Source organism: Streptomyces sp. Tue6028, assembly GCF_002300165.1.
Classification (GTDB): domain Bacteria; phylum Actinomycetota; class Actinomycetes; order Streptomycetales; family Streptomycetaceae; genus Streptomyces; species Streptomyces siamensis.
In genome coordinates this window covers 370,797-385,483 of sequence record NZ_MLCE01000023.1, presented here as the reverse complement: position 1 = coordinate 385,483, position 14,687 = coordinate 370,797, and the positions used below count along the sequence as shown (strand labels likewise).

Below are 14,687 nucleotides of genomic sequence, written 5' to 3'. Positions count from 1 at the left end.
TCTCGCAGTTCACGCGGGTCCGCTCCCTGCTTGACCACGCTGCGAGACTGGTTTACGCAGCGCCGGTACGACCCGCCTCCCGGCCGCGTACCCTGTCCCCCAACCCAGCCTCCCACGCATGAATTGAGCCCCCGGCCATGCCCACAACACCTGAAATGTCGATGGACATGACGACCGTCGGTGACACCGGTCTTCTCGACACGCTGCAGCACGAGGTCGCGGTGTTCGCGCGCCGTGCCGAACAGACCCGGCTCGGCGGGGTGGGGCAGGTGCGCAACTCCATGGACCGCGCCGCGTACCTGCTGCTCAACCGCCTCGACAAGGAAGGCCCGATGGGCGTCAAGGCGCTCGCCGCGAGCATGGGCATCGACTCCTCGACGGTCACCCGGCAGGTGGCCCCGCTCGTCGACACCGGGCTCGTGAAGCGGACCTCGCACCCCGAGGACGGGCGCGCGGTGGTGCTCCAGCTGTCGCCGCGCGGGCAGGCCCGGCTCGACGAAGTGCGCTCCTCCCGGCGTCAGTTGATGGCCGAGCTGACCCACGACTGGGCGCCGGAGGAGCGTGAGGCCTTCTGCACGCTCCTCACGCGCTTCAATGGCGCCCTCTCCGCACGTCAGGCGGCCCAGGGCGGGCCCGTCGCCGAGTCCCAGCCGACTTCCTGACCTCCGCGGACGCACTTCGCCGTGTCGGAGGCCCGGAGCGCCGCTGCCGCACGCGCGGGGCGGCCCGCCCGGAGGACGGCGCCGGGGAGGGGGTGTCCGGCGCGGGCGAGGTGTGCCCGCGCGCGCGTGGGTGTGCCCCGGGCTCTTGACCGGAAGGCGACGCCTGGCCTCATATGAGACCGGGTCCTCCTCGTACGCGGTGCGGCATGCCGTACGCGGCCGGGACCCCGTCCCCTCGGGGGCGCTCTCAGGCGGGAGGCGTGGTGCGAGAACGGCAGGCGTCCCAAGGCGCCCGCCGGGCCCGGGAGTTCGAGGCGTTCGTCGCGGGCGCGGCAGGGCGGCTGCTGCATGCCGCCACGCTGCTCACCGCCGAACCCCGCAACGCCAACCCGCGCGCGCGACGCCTGCTGGTGCAGGCCCTCGCCCACACGTACGCCTCCTGGGACCGGCTGCGCGGCGAGGACCCGTACGACTGCGCCCGCCAGCAGCTGGCCGTCCGCTTCGCGCGTTCGGCCTGGCACCAGTACGGGAGCTTCGGCCGGCCGCGCCCCTCCCCCGACCACGTGCTGGCCCGGCTCACGCCCCAGCAGCGCCTGATCGTGGTGCTGCGGCTGTACGAGGGGGTCGCCGAGGAACAGACGGCGGCCCTGCTCGGGCTGCCGGCGGAACGGGTGCGGACGATCTGCGCCCGCTCGATGGCGACGCTGCTGCACCCGCCGCGGGGCCCGGCACCGGCCGTCGTGGAGGTGGCGCCGTCATGAACGTGCACGATCGTGAGGCCGCCGTACGGCGGATGCTGGAGCAGGCGCCGCCCACGGTTCCGTCCGACCTGCACGCGGACGTCGTCCGCCGCGGAGGCCGCATGCTGCGCCGCAGGACGGCGGCCCGGCGCCTGATGTGGCTCGTGCTGTTCGCCGCGGCCGTCGCCTTCACCGTCTGGGCGGCGACGGCCCGCCCGTGGGTGGAGCCGCCGTCGCAGACGACCCCACCGCTGACCGGCTGGTGAACGGCTACTGCCCGAGGGCCTGCTGAAGGTCCTGGAGCAGATCGTCGACGTTCTCGATGCCCACGGAGAGGCGTACGAGGTCGGCGGGGACCTCCAGCGCCGAACCGGCCGCCGACGCGTGCGTCATGCGTCCCGGGTGCTCGATCAGGGACTCGACGCCGCCGAGGGACTCGCCCAGCGTGAACACCTTGGCGCGGTTGCAGACCTCGACGGCCGCCTCCTCGCCGCCGTCGACCTGGAAGGAGACCATGCCGCCGAACGCCTTCATCTGCTTGGCGGCGATCTCGTGACCGGGGTGCTCCGGCAGGCCCGGGTACAGGACGCGGGTCACGCGCGGGTGCCGGGTGAGCATCTCGGCGATCTTGCCCGCGTTCTCGCTGTGCCGGTCCATGCGCACGGACAGCGTCTTGGTGCCGCGCAGCACGAGCCAGGAGTCGAAGGGGCCGGCCACCGCGCCCATCGCGTTCTGGTGGTACGCCAGCTCCTCGCCGAGCTCCTGGTCACTGGTGATCAGGGCACCGCCGACGACGTCCGAGTGCCCGCCCATGTACTTGGTCAGGGAGTGCACGACGACGTCCGCGCCCAGCGCCAGCGGCTGCTGGAGGTAGGGGGTGGCGAAGGTGTTGTCGACGACGAGCCGGGCGCCCGCCTCGCGCGCGATCTGCGCGACCGCCGCGATGTCGGTGATGCCGAGCAGCGGGTTGGAGGGCGTCTCGACCCAGACGGCCTTCGTCTTCGGGGTGAGGGCGGCGCGCACCGAGTCGGGGTCGCTCGTGTCGGCCACGGACCATTCGACGCCCCACCGCGAGACGACCTTCGCGAAGAGGCGGAAGGTGCCGCCGTACGCGTCGTTCGGGATGACCACGTGGTCGCCGGGGCTGAGCAGCGTACGCAACAGGCAGTCCTCGGCCGCCAGTCCGGACGCGAACGCGAGGCCCCGACGGCCGCCCTCCAGGGCAGCGAGGTTCTCTTCCAGTGCGGTCCTGGTGGGGTTGGCGCTGCGGCTGTACTCGTAACCGCCGCGCAGCCCGCCGACGCCGTCCTGCTTGTAGGTCGAGACCTGGTAGATCGGCGGGACGACCGCGCCGGTGAGGGGATCGGCGGTGTTGCCCGCGTGGATCGCGAGGGTCTCGAAATGCTGACTGATGTGCCTGTCGCTCATGGGTCCCGAGCGTAGTGCGCCCGGGCGCCCGATGCCGCCGCACGCCCCTGACGCGACGGTCCGGGTCGGTCGGGGCGGATCCGGACCGGGGCCGGGGCCGGGCCGTTCGGGACCGGTCGGGCGGGGTCGGGCCGGGTGGCCGGGGCCGGACAGGGCGGGCCGGGGCCGGACACGGGCGTCCGCACCGCGCCCGGAGCCTGCCTGCCGGACCGGCCGGAGACTGCCTGCCGGACCGGCCGGAGACTGCCTGCCGGACCGATACCGGACCGGGTTGGCCAATTGTCGGACCCGTCTGGTTCGCTTGTGACATGGAGATTCTCTGGGTCCTGATGGCGCTGGCCATGTTCAGCCTGGTCCTGCTGCCGGTGCTGATGCGCAGGCGTGCCGGAATTCAGCAGGTCGCGCCCGGCGACCCGGACGCCGCGGACCCGGCGGACTACGGATTCCTGCGGCAGGAGGAGCTGGACATTCGCATGCCCGGCCCGGACCACGACCTGCTGGACGTGCTCGACCTCGTGCAGCGCACCCAGGACTACCGCGCCGCCTCGCAGCTCCTCGCCGGCACCGAGAGCGACGGGGAGCGCCGGTGGCAGCGGGTGCAGGCCTTCGCGGGCGCCGCGTCCCTGGAGCTCCAGCAGCGCCCCGGCGGTGTGAGCGAGACGCCCGGCGGGCAGTGGCTGCGCGTGTGGCGGGCCGAGGCCCCGAAGGACGCGGGCGGCGCCGCGGTGCACGCGGAGTTCCTGGTGCAGCAGGCGTGGCGCACGTCGACGCCCGGGACCGACGAGTTCCGGATCATCATGGAGGAGGCGAAGTCCGCCTGCGCCGAGGCCGCGCTGCTCGCCCCCGGCGACCCGGTGCCGTACATCGTCGAGCTGTCCGTGGCCCGCGGACTGTCCTACCCCCAGCCCGAGTTCGAGCAGCTCTGGCTGAAGATCCTGGACCGCGCGCCCTCCCACATGGGGGCGCATCTGGCGGCCCTGCACTACTGGTGCGAGAAGTGGCACGGCTCGCGTGACGTGGCCTACTCGTTCGCGGAGGCCGCCGCGGCGCGCGCCCCGCAGGGCTCGCTCCTCGCCGCCATGCCGCTCTTCGCGGTCTTCGAGCACCTCCCCGAGGTGAACCTGGTCCGCAGCTTCTACCAGAGCGAGGTCGTGACCAAGGCGGTGCACGGCGCACTGTTCGCGGTGCACGCCGCCCGCCCCGACGACCCGATGCTGGCCCACGTCCGCCACCTCCTGGTCTTCTTCCTGGTCCGCAGCGAGCGCTGGGCCGAGGCCATGGACCAGCTCCTGCACGTGGACGGCCACGTGGGCGCGCTGCCCTGGACCCTCACCGCCGACCCGGCCTCGGACTACGCGATATACCGCGCACTCGCGGTGGCGGGATACGAGGCGAACGGCGGCAGCCCGGCGACACTCCCGCACTGACACCGGCGGGTCCGCCCCGCGACGCCAGGCCACGCCACGCCACGCCGTTGATGAACGAGTCGCCCCCGTGGGCGAGTTCGGTCCTCATGGCACCGCGGCCCAGGAGCCGGGGCACCCCCTGCGGATCCGTGGGTGCCCGGCGGGCTCGTGTCGCGGGGCGCCGTCGAGACCGGCGGTCGGCGGACGCCGGGGGCGTCGAGCATTGCGGCGGAGGCCGCCGTTCCGTGCGGGCGCGAGACGGCGCACGACCGACGCGCGCGCGGCCCGGGGCGCACTTACGCTGAGAGGACTAACCGCCGACACGCAGGGGAATCCCGCGTTCCGCGGGTGGCGTGTGCGGCTCCTCACGGCACCGGAAGGTGGTCCCGTCATGGCCACTGCGTCTGACGCTCCCGTTCTCGACACGATCGCCGCGATGACCATCGATTCCATCGAGCGCTGCGGCATGGACGAGAGGACCCTGATCCTCACCCGTATCGCCGCGCTGGTGGCCATGGACGCTCCGCCGATCTCGTACCTGGCCCATGTCGATCCCGCGCTCAAGGCCGATCTGAGCATCGAGCAGTTGCAGGACGTGCTCGTAGCCATCGCACCCGTCGTGGGCACGGCACGCGTCATGTCGGCCGCGGGTCACATCGCCCAGGCGTTCGGCGTCGCCATCGCGCTGGCCGACAGCGAGGCCGAGGCCATCGCCAGGGCCGAGGCCCAGAGCCGCGGTCATTCCTGAACGACGGCCGGCCGCCGGGGACTCCCCGCACAGGCGACCGGCAGAGACGACCGGCACGAAGACCGGCAGGGACCAGGCAGGGATAACGGAAGGAGCACGACGCCTCCTGGCAACGTCAAGATCCATAGTGTCTGCGGCATGGACGGAATCGATGTTGCCAACGGCGTCGTGGGTGCCGTGCTCGGCATGGTGTTCGCGGTGTTGTTCCAGCAGCCGTTGCAGGATGCCTGGTACCGGCTGCGCCGGCGCTCGAGGAGCGCGATCCGCACGATGCGGCGGCGGGAGGAGTCGGAAGCGGCCTGGCGGACGTTCTCGCTCGGCCCCCTGCAGACGTCCGCCCTGATCGTCGAAGGTGACGGGGAGTCGCCGGTGCCGCCCGAGACGATCTACGTCCAGGTGCTGGAGGACGAGGTCAGGCTGCCCCCGGACATGGCCGGCTGGCGGGACGAGATCGCCGAGGAGAGCGAGCGGCTGCGTGCGGAGGGGCGCACTCCGCTGTGGAACGGCCCGCGGTACGCCGTCGAGTCGTTCGACATATCCCGTACCGCCCTGGACGAGCGGCCCGAGGTCCACCTGAGGCTGCGCCCGACCGACTACTACACCTTCCTCGCCGCCCAGCAGCTGGACCGCCGGCTCCCCGACGGCACGACCCCCCGCTCCCGCCATCTCGATCCCGACGCGCCGCTGACGGCTCCGGCCTTCCTGCAGTGCAGCTTCGCCGTCAACGTCGCGGTGGTCACCGCCGACGACATGCTGGTGGTGAGCCGGCGCAGCGACCGGGTCCGCATGGCGCCGGGCGTCTGGAACTCCTCGGTCAACGAGGGCCTTTCACGGCACATCGACTCCTCTGGCAGGAGCGCCCCGGACCTGTACGCGGCGGCCCGCCGCGGCATGCGGGAGGAACTGTCCCTGGAGCCCCACGAGTACACGCTCGATCTTCTGGCCTTCGTCCTGGACACGGACAAGCGGCACTGGAGCGCCCACTTCCACGCCAAGCTGAAGGAGCTCTCCGGCGAGAACCTCCGGACGCGGATGAGCCGGGGCGTCGCCGACCGGTGGGAACACCAGGCCATCGACTACGTGCCCTTCCGTCCGACGACGGTGGTCAAGTACATGCTGCGGCCCGACCGCATCCACCGCTGGGCGCCGCTGGCCCCGGCGCTCTTCCACCTCTCCCTGGTGCACGCCTTCAGCCGTACGCACGTCGAGCGGGCGGAGGCACAGGTCCTGCGCCGCCTGTAGCGGCCCGGCCACGTCGTGCGCGGCTCGCCCGCCGGGCTGGTCGGAACGGCCCGGAAGAAATTCGGGCGGCGATGTCGAGAACGCGTGACCGGCTCCGTCCCCGAGGTGGACGCGACCACAATGGGTCGCACGAACACCGAGGAGACCACCATGGCCAAGTACCTGCTGCTCAAGCACTACCGCGGCGCCCCGGCTTCGTTCAACGACGTGCCGATGGAGCAGTGGACGCCGGAGGAGATCTCGGCGCACGTGCAGTACATGAACGACTTCGCGGCGCGGCTCGAGAAGACCGGTGAGTTCGTCGGCGGTCAGGCGCTCGCCCCCGAGGGAGAGTGGGTCCGGTACGACGGTGAGGGGCGCCCGCCGGTCACCGACGGACCGTTCGCCGAGACCAAGGACCTCATCGCCGGCTGGATGGTGATCGACGTCGACAGCCACGAGCGGGCCGTCGAGCTGGCCGGAGAGCTGTCGGCCGCCCCAGGGGCGGGCGGGAAGCCGATCCACGAGTGGCTCGAACTGCGCCCGTTCCTGGCCGCGGAGCCCTCCGTCACGGAGTGCCCTCATCGATGAACGAGGCCCTGCTCCGGAGCCTCACGCCGAGCGTGCTCGCCGTCCTCGTCCGCCGCGGAGCCGACTTCGCGGCGGCCGAGGACGCCGTGCAGGACGCGCTCGTCGAGGCGCTCCGCGTCTGGCCGGCCGACCCGCCGCGCGATCCGAAGGGCTGGCTGGTCACCGTGGCCTGGCGCAAGTTCCTCGACGCCACCCGCGCCGACACGGCCCGGCGTCGGCGTGAGGACCTCGTCGACGAGGAGCCCGCGCCGGGTCCCGCGCCCGCGGCGGACGACACACTCCAGCTCTACTTCCTGTGCGCCCACCCGTCGCTGACGCCGTCGTCCGCGGTCGCGCTCACGCTGCGCGCGGTCGGCGGGCTGACCACCCGCCAGATCGCCCAGGCCTACCTGGTGCCCGAGGCGACGATGGCGCAGCGCATCAGCCGGGCCAAACGCACCGTCTCCGGCGTGCGGTTCGACCGGCCCGGGGACGTCGCCACCGTGCTGCGCGTCCTCTACCTGGTCTTCAACGAGGGCTACTCCGGCGACGTCGACCTCGCCGCCGAGGCCATCCGGCTCACCCGGCAGCTCGCGGCGTCGATCGACCACCCGGAGGTGGCGGGCCTGCTCGCCCTGATGCTGCTCCACCACGCCCGGCGCGCCGCCCGGACCGCGGCCGACGGCGGTCTGGTGCCGCTCGCCGAGCAGGACCGCGGCCGCTGGGACACCGGGATGATCGCCGAGGGCGTCGAGATCCTGCAGGCGGCCCTCGTCCGCGACCGGCTGGGCGAGTTCCAGGCCCAGGCGGCCATCGCCGCGCTTCACGCCGACGCGCCCACCGTCGAGGAGACCGACTGGGTGCAGATCGTCGAGTGGTACGACGAGCTCGTGCGCCTGACCGACAGCCCGGTCGTCCGGCTCAACCGCGTGGTCGCCGTCGGCGAGGCCGACGGCCCGCGCGCCGGGCTGGCGGCGCTCGCGGCGCTGGACGACGCCTCCGCGAGCTCTTCGAACGGCGGAGACCCCATGCCCCGCCGCACCGCGGTGGCGGCCTACCTCCACGAGCGCGACGGCGACCTGGTCACGGCGGCACGGCTGTACGCGGAGGCGGCCCGAAAGGCACCGAACCTCGCCGAGCGCGACCATCTGACCCGCCAGGCGGCCCGGCTCAACTCCCGCCGGAGCCGCTGACGGCTCACGCGCAGGCTCCCGCGGCACCCGCTCCGGCGGCCCCGGGCCGATCCGGTCGCCACACACTTCGGAACGCACGCGGGCGGCGCGGTCTGCCGACGCGGAAGGGCGCCCGCGGGCCGTGCGGCCCCGGGCGCCCCTCACCGGCACCGAGGCCGGCCGACACTAGATCGTCGCGGTGTCGATCACGAAGCGGTAGCGGACGTCGCTCGCCAGCACCCGCTCGTACGCGTCGTTGATCTCGGACGCGCTGATCAGCTCGATCTCGGCGCCGAAGCCGTGCTCGGCGCAGAAGTCGAGCATCTCCTGGGTCTCCCGGATGCCGCCGATGCCGGAGCCCGCGAGGGTCTTGCGGCCGCCGATCACCGAGAAGAGGTTGAGCCTGACCGGCTCCTCGGGGGCGCCGACGTTCACGAAGGCACCGTCGGTCCTGAGGAGGGACAGGTAGGCGTCCAGGTCGAGCGGGGCCGAGACCGTGGACAGGATGACGTCGAACGTGCCGCGCAGCTCCTCGAAGGTCTTCGGGTCGCTGGTGGCGTAGTAGTGGTCGGCGCCCAGCTTCAGGCCGTCGTCCTTCTTGCGCAGCGACTGCGACAGGACGGTGACCTCGGCGCCCAGCGCGTGGGCGATCTTGACGCCCATGTGGCCGAGGCCGCCCATGCCGAGGACGGCGACCTTCTTGCCGGGGCCGGCGTTCCAGTGCTTGAGCGGGGAGTACGTGGTGATGCCGGCGCAGAGCAGGGGTGCGGCCACGTCCAGCGACAGGCCGTCGGGGATGCGGACGACGTAGTTCTCGTCGACGACGATCTTCTCGGAGTAGCCGCCGTAGGTGGGCTCGCCGTCCTTGCCGACCGCGTTGTACGTGCCGGTCATTCCGCCGCCGGTGCAGTACTGCTCCAGGCCCGCCTTGCAGTTGTCGCACTCGCGGCAGGAGTCGACCATGCAGCCGACGCCCACCCGGTCGCCGACCTTGTACTTGGTGACGCCGGAGCCGACCTCGGAGACGATGCCGGCGATCTCGTGACCGGGCACCATCGGGAAGATGGCCTCGCCCCAGCCCTCGCGGGCCTGGTGGATGTCGGAGTGGCAGATGCCGGCGAACTTGATGTCGATCAGGACGTCGGCCGCGCCGACCTCGCGGCGCTCGATGGTGGTGCGCTCCAGCGGAGCCTTGGCGGCGGGAGCGGCGTAGGCAGCAACAGTGGTCATGCCGGGAGTTCTCCTCAGGAGTGGTCTGTGCCGTGCTCGGCCGGCTCCGGCCGAGCACGCATCCCAGACTGCCTCCGGCGCGGGGTTTCACCCAGGCCACGGCTTTGCGTACGCCCAGCGGTCCTACCACTGGCGGGGTCAGGATCCTCCGCGTACGACCGTGAATACTGGACGTATGAGCGAACCGCCCTCTCAGGAGCCCACCGGGGAAGTGGGCCGGTCGCTGGACCGGCGTGCGGAGCTGAGCGAGTTCCTGCGCAGTCGCCGGGCCCGGCTGAAGCCCGAGGACGTGGGGTTGCCGGACTTCGGACGGCACCGCCGCGTACCCGGGCTGCGCCGCGAGGAGCTGGCGCAGCTGGCCGGGGTGTCCGTGGCGTACTACACGCGGCTGGAACAGGGCAACGGCCGGAACGTGTCGGCGGAGGTCCTCGACGCGATCGCGCGGGCGCTGCGGCTGACGGACGCCGAGCACGCGCATCTCACCCACCTGGCGAAGCCCAAGCAGCACAAGAAGAAGCAGGCGGCCCGGCCGCAGCAGGTGCGCCCGGCGCTGCGGCAGCTGCTCGACTCGATGGACGGCGTCCCGGCGTACCTCACCGGGCGGCGCTCCGACATCCTCGCCTGGAACCGGATGGCCGCGGCGATCTTCGGCGACTGGTCCGAGATGCCGCCCCAGGAGCGCAACTGGGCGCGTCTGGTGTTCCTGAAGCCCGAGTACCGCGACCTGTACGTGGACTGGGAGCAGAAGGCGATCGACATCGTCTGCATGCTGCGTATGGACGCGGGCTGCCACCCGGACGATCCGCGACTGTCCGCGCTGGTCGGGGAGCTCTCCGTGAAGAGCGAGGACTTCCGCCGGCTGTGGGCGACGCACGACGTGAAGGAGAAGAGCCACGGGCTGAAGCATCTGCGGCATCCCCTGGTGGGCGAGCTCTCGCTGCGCTTCGAATCCTTCCGGCTGCTCGACGACGGTGAGCTGGCCCTGATCACGTATCACGCGGAGCCGGACTCGTCCTCGGCGGAGGCGCTGCGTCTGCTGGCTTCCTGGGGCACGGACGCGACCCGTGCGGGGGCGGCCGCACCGCAGTAGAACCACCGGCACGCCCCGCACACCGGTCGCGCCGTGCGTCACGGGCCGCCACGACGGGCACCGCACCCGGCACGAGGGGCCCGTCACGCCCGGCGCGGCGGCCCCGTCACGGCTGGTACGGCGGTGCGGCGCCCCAGGTCCACTTCGGCACCGGCTGCTCTCCCGGAGGGGTCGCGTCGGGGCCGGAGAAGTAGACGGCCAGACGTGTGCCCCACTCCACGTAGGCGAGGAAGGCCGAGCGGAACTCGGCGTCGGTGGGCAGCCCGGCGTCGTCGGCGGCGTCCTGGAGGAGGTTCACCCAGCGGCGGCGCTGCACCTCCGTGATGTTCTTGCCGAAGTGCTTGGCGACCATGTGCCCGTGGCCGCCCTGCGTCTCGGAGTACGCCGGCGGGCCGCCGAAGACCTCGCCGAGCCAGAGCGCCACGTGGACGGCGTGCTCGGGGGCCAGGCCCGCGAACAGGGGCGCCAGGAGGTCGTCCTTGAGCACCTTGCCGTAGAAGGACTCGGTGAGCCGGGTGAAGGCCTCGGCGCCGCCCGCCCAGGAGTAGAGCGTGGGGACCGACGCGCCGGCACCCCGCACCGTCGTCGGTTTGTAGTGGCGCATCTCCTCGATGTCGCCGATGAAGGGGCGGATCTCGGCGAGGAAGCCGGGGAAGAGCTCCGAATTGCGGAAGCCCTCGATGTGGTCCTCGGTCGACGTCCAGGTGATCCGCAGGATGAAGTGCTCGAAGTCCTCCTCGCAGCGGGCGAGTTCGTAGTCGACGCACTGCGGGGCGGCGGCGAGCCGGACGGCGGCCCGCGTGTAGGCGGCCAGGAACTCGGCCGACCGTTCCTCGGGGATGCGGTAGCGGATGTATTCGACGGTCGAAGCGGTCATGCCCTCACACAAACACGGACGGCCCGTCGGAAGCTCTGCTTCCGACGGGCCGCCGCCGCGTGTCAGCGTTGGGCGAAACGGGTCAGCGCTCGGCGAACCCGGGCGCCGCCGCCACGGTCACTTGCCGTAGTAGGCGTTGTAGATCGAGATCGTGGACTTGTTGCCCTTCTTGTCGGCGATCTTGGCGTGGAACGAGACGCCCTTGCCCTTCGCCGGGTTCTTGTAGGTGATCCTGCCGTTCCTGACGTCGGCCTTGGTCCACGTCTGGCCGTAGTCGTAGCTGACGTACACGGAAAGCGAGCGGAGGTTGGCCCCCGCGGCGGCGCCCTGGACGGTGACCGGGACGGTGACCTCGCGGCCGGCCGGTCCGCGGCTGTCCAGGCCGAGGGGCGCGCCGAAGCGGGCCGTGGACACCGGCAGCTTCACCCCGTCGGCCTTCTTGGAGCGGAACGTCCAGGAGGCGTCGATCCGCGTGGAGGCCGCGGCCACCTTCACGGAGCGCTTGACGGAGGTGGTCAGCCGGTAGGACGCGTCGGCGTCCGGCACCTTGAAGCGGCCGCTGCCGTCGAGCGGGTCGTCGTTCTCGGCGATCTTCGTGTTGTTGCGGTACAGGGTCGTCCTGACCGAGGTCACGAGGGAGGCCCCGGCGTGCGACTGCCCGTCGGCGAGCATCGGCAGGTAGCCGCTGATGTAGCGGCCGTCGCGGAAGACGCCGTACGCACTGCTGAGCTTCGGCCCGAAGACGCCGGTGTTGAAGGTCTTCGTGTAGCTCCTGCCCGCCGCGAAGGTCTGCGGGTCACCGAGCGTGTAGAACGCCTCGCCGAGCGGGAAGCCGTCGGCGTCCTTGCCGCCGTACTGCTCGAAGTCGAGGCTCCACTGCACGCGGTCGCCGGTGGACACGTGCAGCGTGCGGGTGCCGGGCAGCTTCTGCTCGACCCCGACGCCGAAGGCGAAGTCGTCGGTCAGAAAGCCGTACGCGGTGACGGCGCCCGTCTTGCCGGAGGCCGCGGCGCCCATGCCGGTCTTCACGGTGGCCAGGTCGCCCGCCTTGTAGTGCTTGACGTGCGCGCCCTGGAGCTTGGTCACCTTGCCGCCGGTGAAGATGTCGTACTCGGTGTCGTCGCCCTTGGTCCAGACGCCCGACCAGCTCTGCGTCAGGCCGGAGGAGAGCGCCGGGCCGATGTGGGCGACCCGCAGGTCCGCGAAGGACTCCACGCCGAAGCCGAAGCCGAAGTCGGAGGGCGCGTACATGTACGAGACGATCGCGGAGACGGGCTTGGCCCCGGCGTCCGGCACGGTGATGTCGGCGGACCTGGCCGTCCGCTGGTCGACGGTCACCGAGACGTTCCGGGTGACGCTCAGCCGGGGCTGGACGAGCCAGTCCAGGCCGCCTTCCAGCTTCTCGGGGTCCTTCACCAGCTGGGAGCTCAGGGCGTAGGTGCCCTTGGGGACCCGGACGGTCTCCGTGGCGCCGGTGCCCTGCGTGACGTAGTCGCGGCCCGCTCCGGTGTACGGGGTCAGATCGGTGAAGTGGGTGGGCTTCTCCCCGTCCCGCGTCACGTACTTCAGCTTGACGTCGTAGGACTCCACCTCGCGCTGCACGGCCGCGGCGGTGCGCACGGACTGGCCGCCGCCCGTGGCGGTCACGTACGCCGCGTACGCGCCGTCGGTGGTGCCGCCCAGCTTCGTGTCGGCCGTGATGCCGACGGAGGCCCTGCCGCCCGCCGGGACCTTCACCGTCTTCGCGCCGAGCGTGAAGAAGCCCGCGGGGGCCGGCCGGCCCTTGGGGCCGGTGGCGGTCACCGCGAGGGTCAGGGTGACGTCGGTCCTGCCCACGTTGCGGTAGGTGACGCTGCGGGTCACCGGCTTGTCGTCGGTGTGCGGCCACTGCGCGACGGGGAAGGCCACCGAGCTGGGGTCGGCGATGACGGTCTGCTTGATCGCCCGGTCGACGGCGATACGGCCGGTTCCCTGCTGGAACGGCGTGTACGCGCCGCCCTTCGCGGAGCCCGTGAGCGCGCCCTTGAGCTCGGCGAACGTCCAGTCCGGGTGCTCCTGCTTGAGGATCGCGGCGGCGCCCGCGACGTGCGGGGTCGCCATCGACGTACCGGAGATCGTCAGATAGCCCGGCGGCCTCTCGCCGACCTCCTTGGCGATGACGCTGCCCGGGGCCGCCGCGGCCGTGATGTCCACGCCCGGTGCGGTCACGTCGGGCTTGATCGCGCCGTCGAGGCCGGGGCCGCGGCTGGAGAAGGACGCCAGCTTGTCGTTGTCGTCGACGGCGCCGACGGTGAGCGCGTCGGCCGCGCTGCCCGGGGAGCCGACGGTCTGCTCGCCGAAGTCACCGTCGTTGCCCGCGGCGATGGCGAAGAGGATGCCCTTCTCCTCGGAGAGCTTGTTGACCTCCGCTTCCAGCGGGTCGATCTCCGGCGTGTCCCCTCCGCCCAGGCTGAGGTTGACGATGTCCGCGCCCTGGTCGGCGGCCCACTCCATGCCCGCGAGGATGCCGGAGTCGTCGCCGTAGCCGTCGTCGCTGAGGACCTTGCCGTTGAGGATCTTCGCGCCGGGCGCGACGCCCTTGTACTTGCCGTTCGACTTCGCGCCGGTGCCCGCCGCGATGGACGCGACGTGCGTGCCGTGTCCGAAGTGGTCGGTGGCGTCGGCGGAGGTGGAGAAGTTCTTGGCGGCGATCACCTGGTCCTTGAGGTCCGGGTGGGCCGCGTCGACCCCGGTGTCCAGGACGGCGATCTTGACGCCCTTGCCGTCGTAGCCGGCCGCCCACGCCTTGGGGGCGCCGATCTGGGGCACCGACTTGTCGAGGCTCGCCTTGCGGACGCCGTCGAGCCAGACGTGCGCGATGCCCGCGGCGGCCGTGCCGTCGTCCGTGACCGCGTTCCACAGCTCGGCCGCGTCCTGCCGCGGGGTGAGGACCGCGTCCGCGTTCAGTGACCTGAGGGTCCTGCGGACCGTGCCCGCGTCCCGGACGTCGGCCTTGGCGGCGGCCGCGGCGCCCCGGTAGCCGACGATCAGCTTCAGGCCCTGCTTCTGGGCCTTGCGGGTGGCCGCCCGGTTCAGTTCGGTGACGTCGAAGAGGCGCTTGTCGAGCCGCCCGGAGGCGATCAGCCGCTGGGCGTCGGCCGGCACGACGAAGGTGTGGCCGGCCGTCTTGCGGACGAACACGGGTATGTGGGCGCGGCCTTCGGCGCGTTCGAAGCCGACGACCCGTCCCCCGGCGTCGACGGCCACCCGGTCGCCGGTGATCAGCGTGATGTGGTGCCGGGCGGTGAGCCCGGAGGTCCCTTTGGCCGCGGAGTCGCTGCTCACGTGCGCGGCCTCGGCCGACGCCGGGCTGGTCATGCCCGCCGTCAGGGCCACGGCGGCCGCCGTGGCGATGCTCGCGACGCACGTTCTTTTCACTTGTCTGCGCAAGTCTCCCCCTGGAGAGGTGATCCGGACGAGGAACTCGTTCATCCGGCCGGGGGAGGTCCCGTACACATGCGCGTGCACCCCCCGGAACACGCAGTATGCCCGGGGGGTGATCGG

At 72.1% G+C, this 14,687-nt stretch carries 13 protein-coding genes; 9 read left to right on the top strand and 4 right to left on the bottom strand.

Annotated elements, in window-relative coordinates:
* Nucleotides 1-155: 155 nt before the first annotated feature.
* From BKI49_RS23700 to BKI49_RS35965, 3 genes are all read left to right on the top strand, one after another.
* On the top strand, nucleotides 156-662 hold the full coding sequence (locus BKI49_RS23700) for a MarR family winged helix-turn-helix transcriptional regulator (protein ID WP_179332545.1): 507 nt from the start codon (nucleotides 156-158) through the stop codon (nucleotides 660-662).
* Nucleotides 663-925: 263 nt separating this feature from the next.
* The gene (locus BKI49_RS35970; protein WP_257004926.1) at nucleotides 926-1,423 is read left to right on the top strand and encodes a sigma factor-like helix-turn-helix DNA-binding protein; all 498 of its coding nucleotides are present in this window, start codon (nucleotides 926-928) and stop codon (nucleotides 1,421-1,423) included.
* Nucleotides 1,420-1,668: a hypothetical protein gene (locus BKI49_RS35965; protein WP_257004925.1), complete on the top strand. Its 249-nt coding sequence runs from the start codon at nucleotides 1,420-1,422 to the stop codon at nucleotides 1,666-1,668. The genes BKI49_RS35970 and BKI49_RS35965 overlap by 4 nt, the downstream gene beginning before the upstream one ends.
* Before the next feature lie 4 nt (nucleotides 1,669-1,672).
* On the opposite strand, the gene BKI49_RS23690 is transcribed toward BKI49_RS35965, so the two are convergent.
* Nucleotides 1,673-2,830, bottom strand: coding sequence for a cystathionine gamma-synthase (locus BKI49_RS23690; protein ID WP_095936265.1), 1,158 nt, complete (start codon nucleotides 2,828-2,830; stop codon nucleotides 1,673-1,675).
* A gap of 308 nt (nucleotides 2,831-3,138) precedes the next feature.
* Between BKI49_RS23690 and BKI49_RS23685 the strand changes: the two genes are divergently transcribed.
* The 5 genes from BKI49_RS23685 to BKI49_RS23665 all read left to right on the top strand — a co-directional run bounded on the left by BKI49_RS23685 (nucleotide 3,139) and on the right by BKI49_RS23665 (nucleotide 7,968).
* Nucleotides 3,139-4,257: a hypothetical protein gene (locus BKI49_RS23685; RefSeq protein WP_095936264.1), complete on the top strand. Its 1,119-nt coding sequence runs from the start codon at nucleotides 3,139-3,141 to the stop codon at nucleotides 4,255-4,257.
* A gap of 370 nt (nucleotides 4,258-4,627) precedes the next feature.
* Complete coding sequence (locus BKI49_RS23680) at nucleotides 4,628-4,984, top strand: carboxymuconolactone decarboxylase family protein (protein ID WP_095936263.1); 357 nt, start codon at nucleotides 4,628-4,630, stop codon at nucleotides 4,982-4,984.
* A 138-nt stretch (nucleotides 4,985-5,122) separates the two neighbouring features.
* Nucleotides 5,123-6,226: an NUDIX hydrolase gene (locus BKI49_RS23675; protein ID WP_095936262.1), complete on the top strand. Its 1,104-nt coding sequence runs from the start codon at nucleotides 5,123-5,125 to the stop codon at nucleotides 6,224-6,226.
* Between the two features lie 150 nt (nucleotides 6,227-6,376).
* Entirely contained in the window at nucleotides 6,377-6,796 is a 420-nt protein-coding gene (locus BKI49_RS23670; protein ID WP_095936328.1) for a YciI family protein, read from the top strand.
* Nucleotides 6,793-7,968: an RNA polymerase sigma factor gene (locus BKI49_RS23665; RefSeq protein WP_095936261.1), complete on the top strand. Its 1,176-nt coding sequence runs from the start codon at nucleotides 6,793-6,795 to the stop codon at nucleotides 7,966-7,968. The genes BKI49_RS23670 and BKI49_RS23665 overlap by 4 nt, the downstream gene beginning before the upstream one ends.
* A gap of 165 nt (nucleotides 7,969-8,133) precedes the next feature.
* On the opposite strand, the gene BKI49_RS23660 is transcribed toward BKI49_RS23665, so the two are convergent.
* Entirely contained in the window at nucleotides 8,134-9,177 is a 1,044-nt protein-coding gene (locus BKI49_RS23660) for an NAD(P)-dependent alcohol dehydrogenase (RefSeq protein WP_095936260.1), read from the bottom strand.
* 175 nt (nucleotides 9,178-9,352) lie between these two features.
* Here BKI49_RS23660 and BKI49_RS23655 point away from each other — a divergent pair, with 175 nt between their 5' ends.
* Nucleotides 9,353-10,267: a helix-turn-helix domain-containing protein gene (locus tag BKI49_RS23655; RefSeq protein WP_095936259.1), complete on the top strand. Its 915-nt coding sequence runs from the start codon at nucleotides 9,353-9,355 to the stop codon at nucleotides 10,265-10,267.
* Nucleotides 10,268-10,373: 106 nt separating this feature from the next.
* On the opposite strand, the gene BKI49_RS23650 is transcribed toward BKI49_RS23655, so the two are convergent.
* Nucleotides 10,374-11,144 carry a group II truncated hemoglobin gene (locus tag BKI49_RS23650; RefSeq protein ID WP_095936258.1) on the bottom strand — a complete coding sequence of 257 codons (771 nt, stop codon included), beginning with the start codon at nucleotides 11,142-11,144 and terminating at the stop codon, nucleotides 10,374-10,376.
* 117 nt (nucleotides 11,145-11,261) lie between these two features.
* A complete protein-coding gene (locus BKI49_RS23645) occupies nucleotides 11,262-14,501 on the bottom strand; it encodes a S8 family peptidase (protein ID WP_095936327.1) in 3,240 nt (1,079 codons plus the stop codon).
* Nucleotides 14,502-14,687 lie beyond the last annotated feature (186 nt).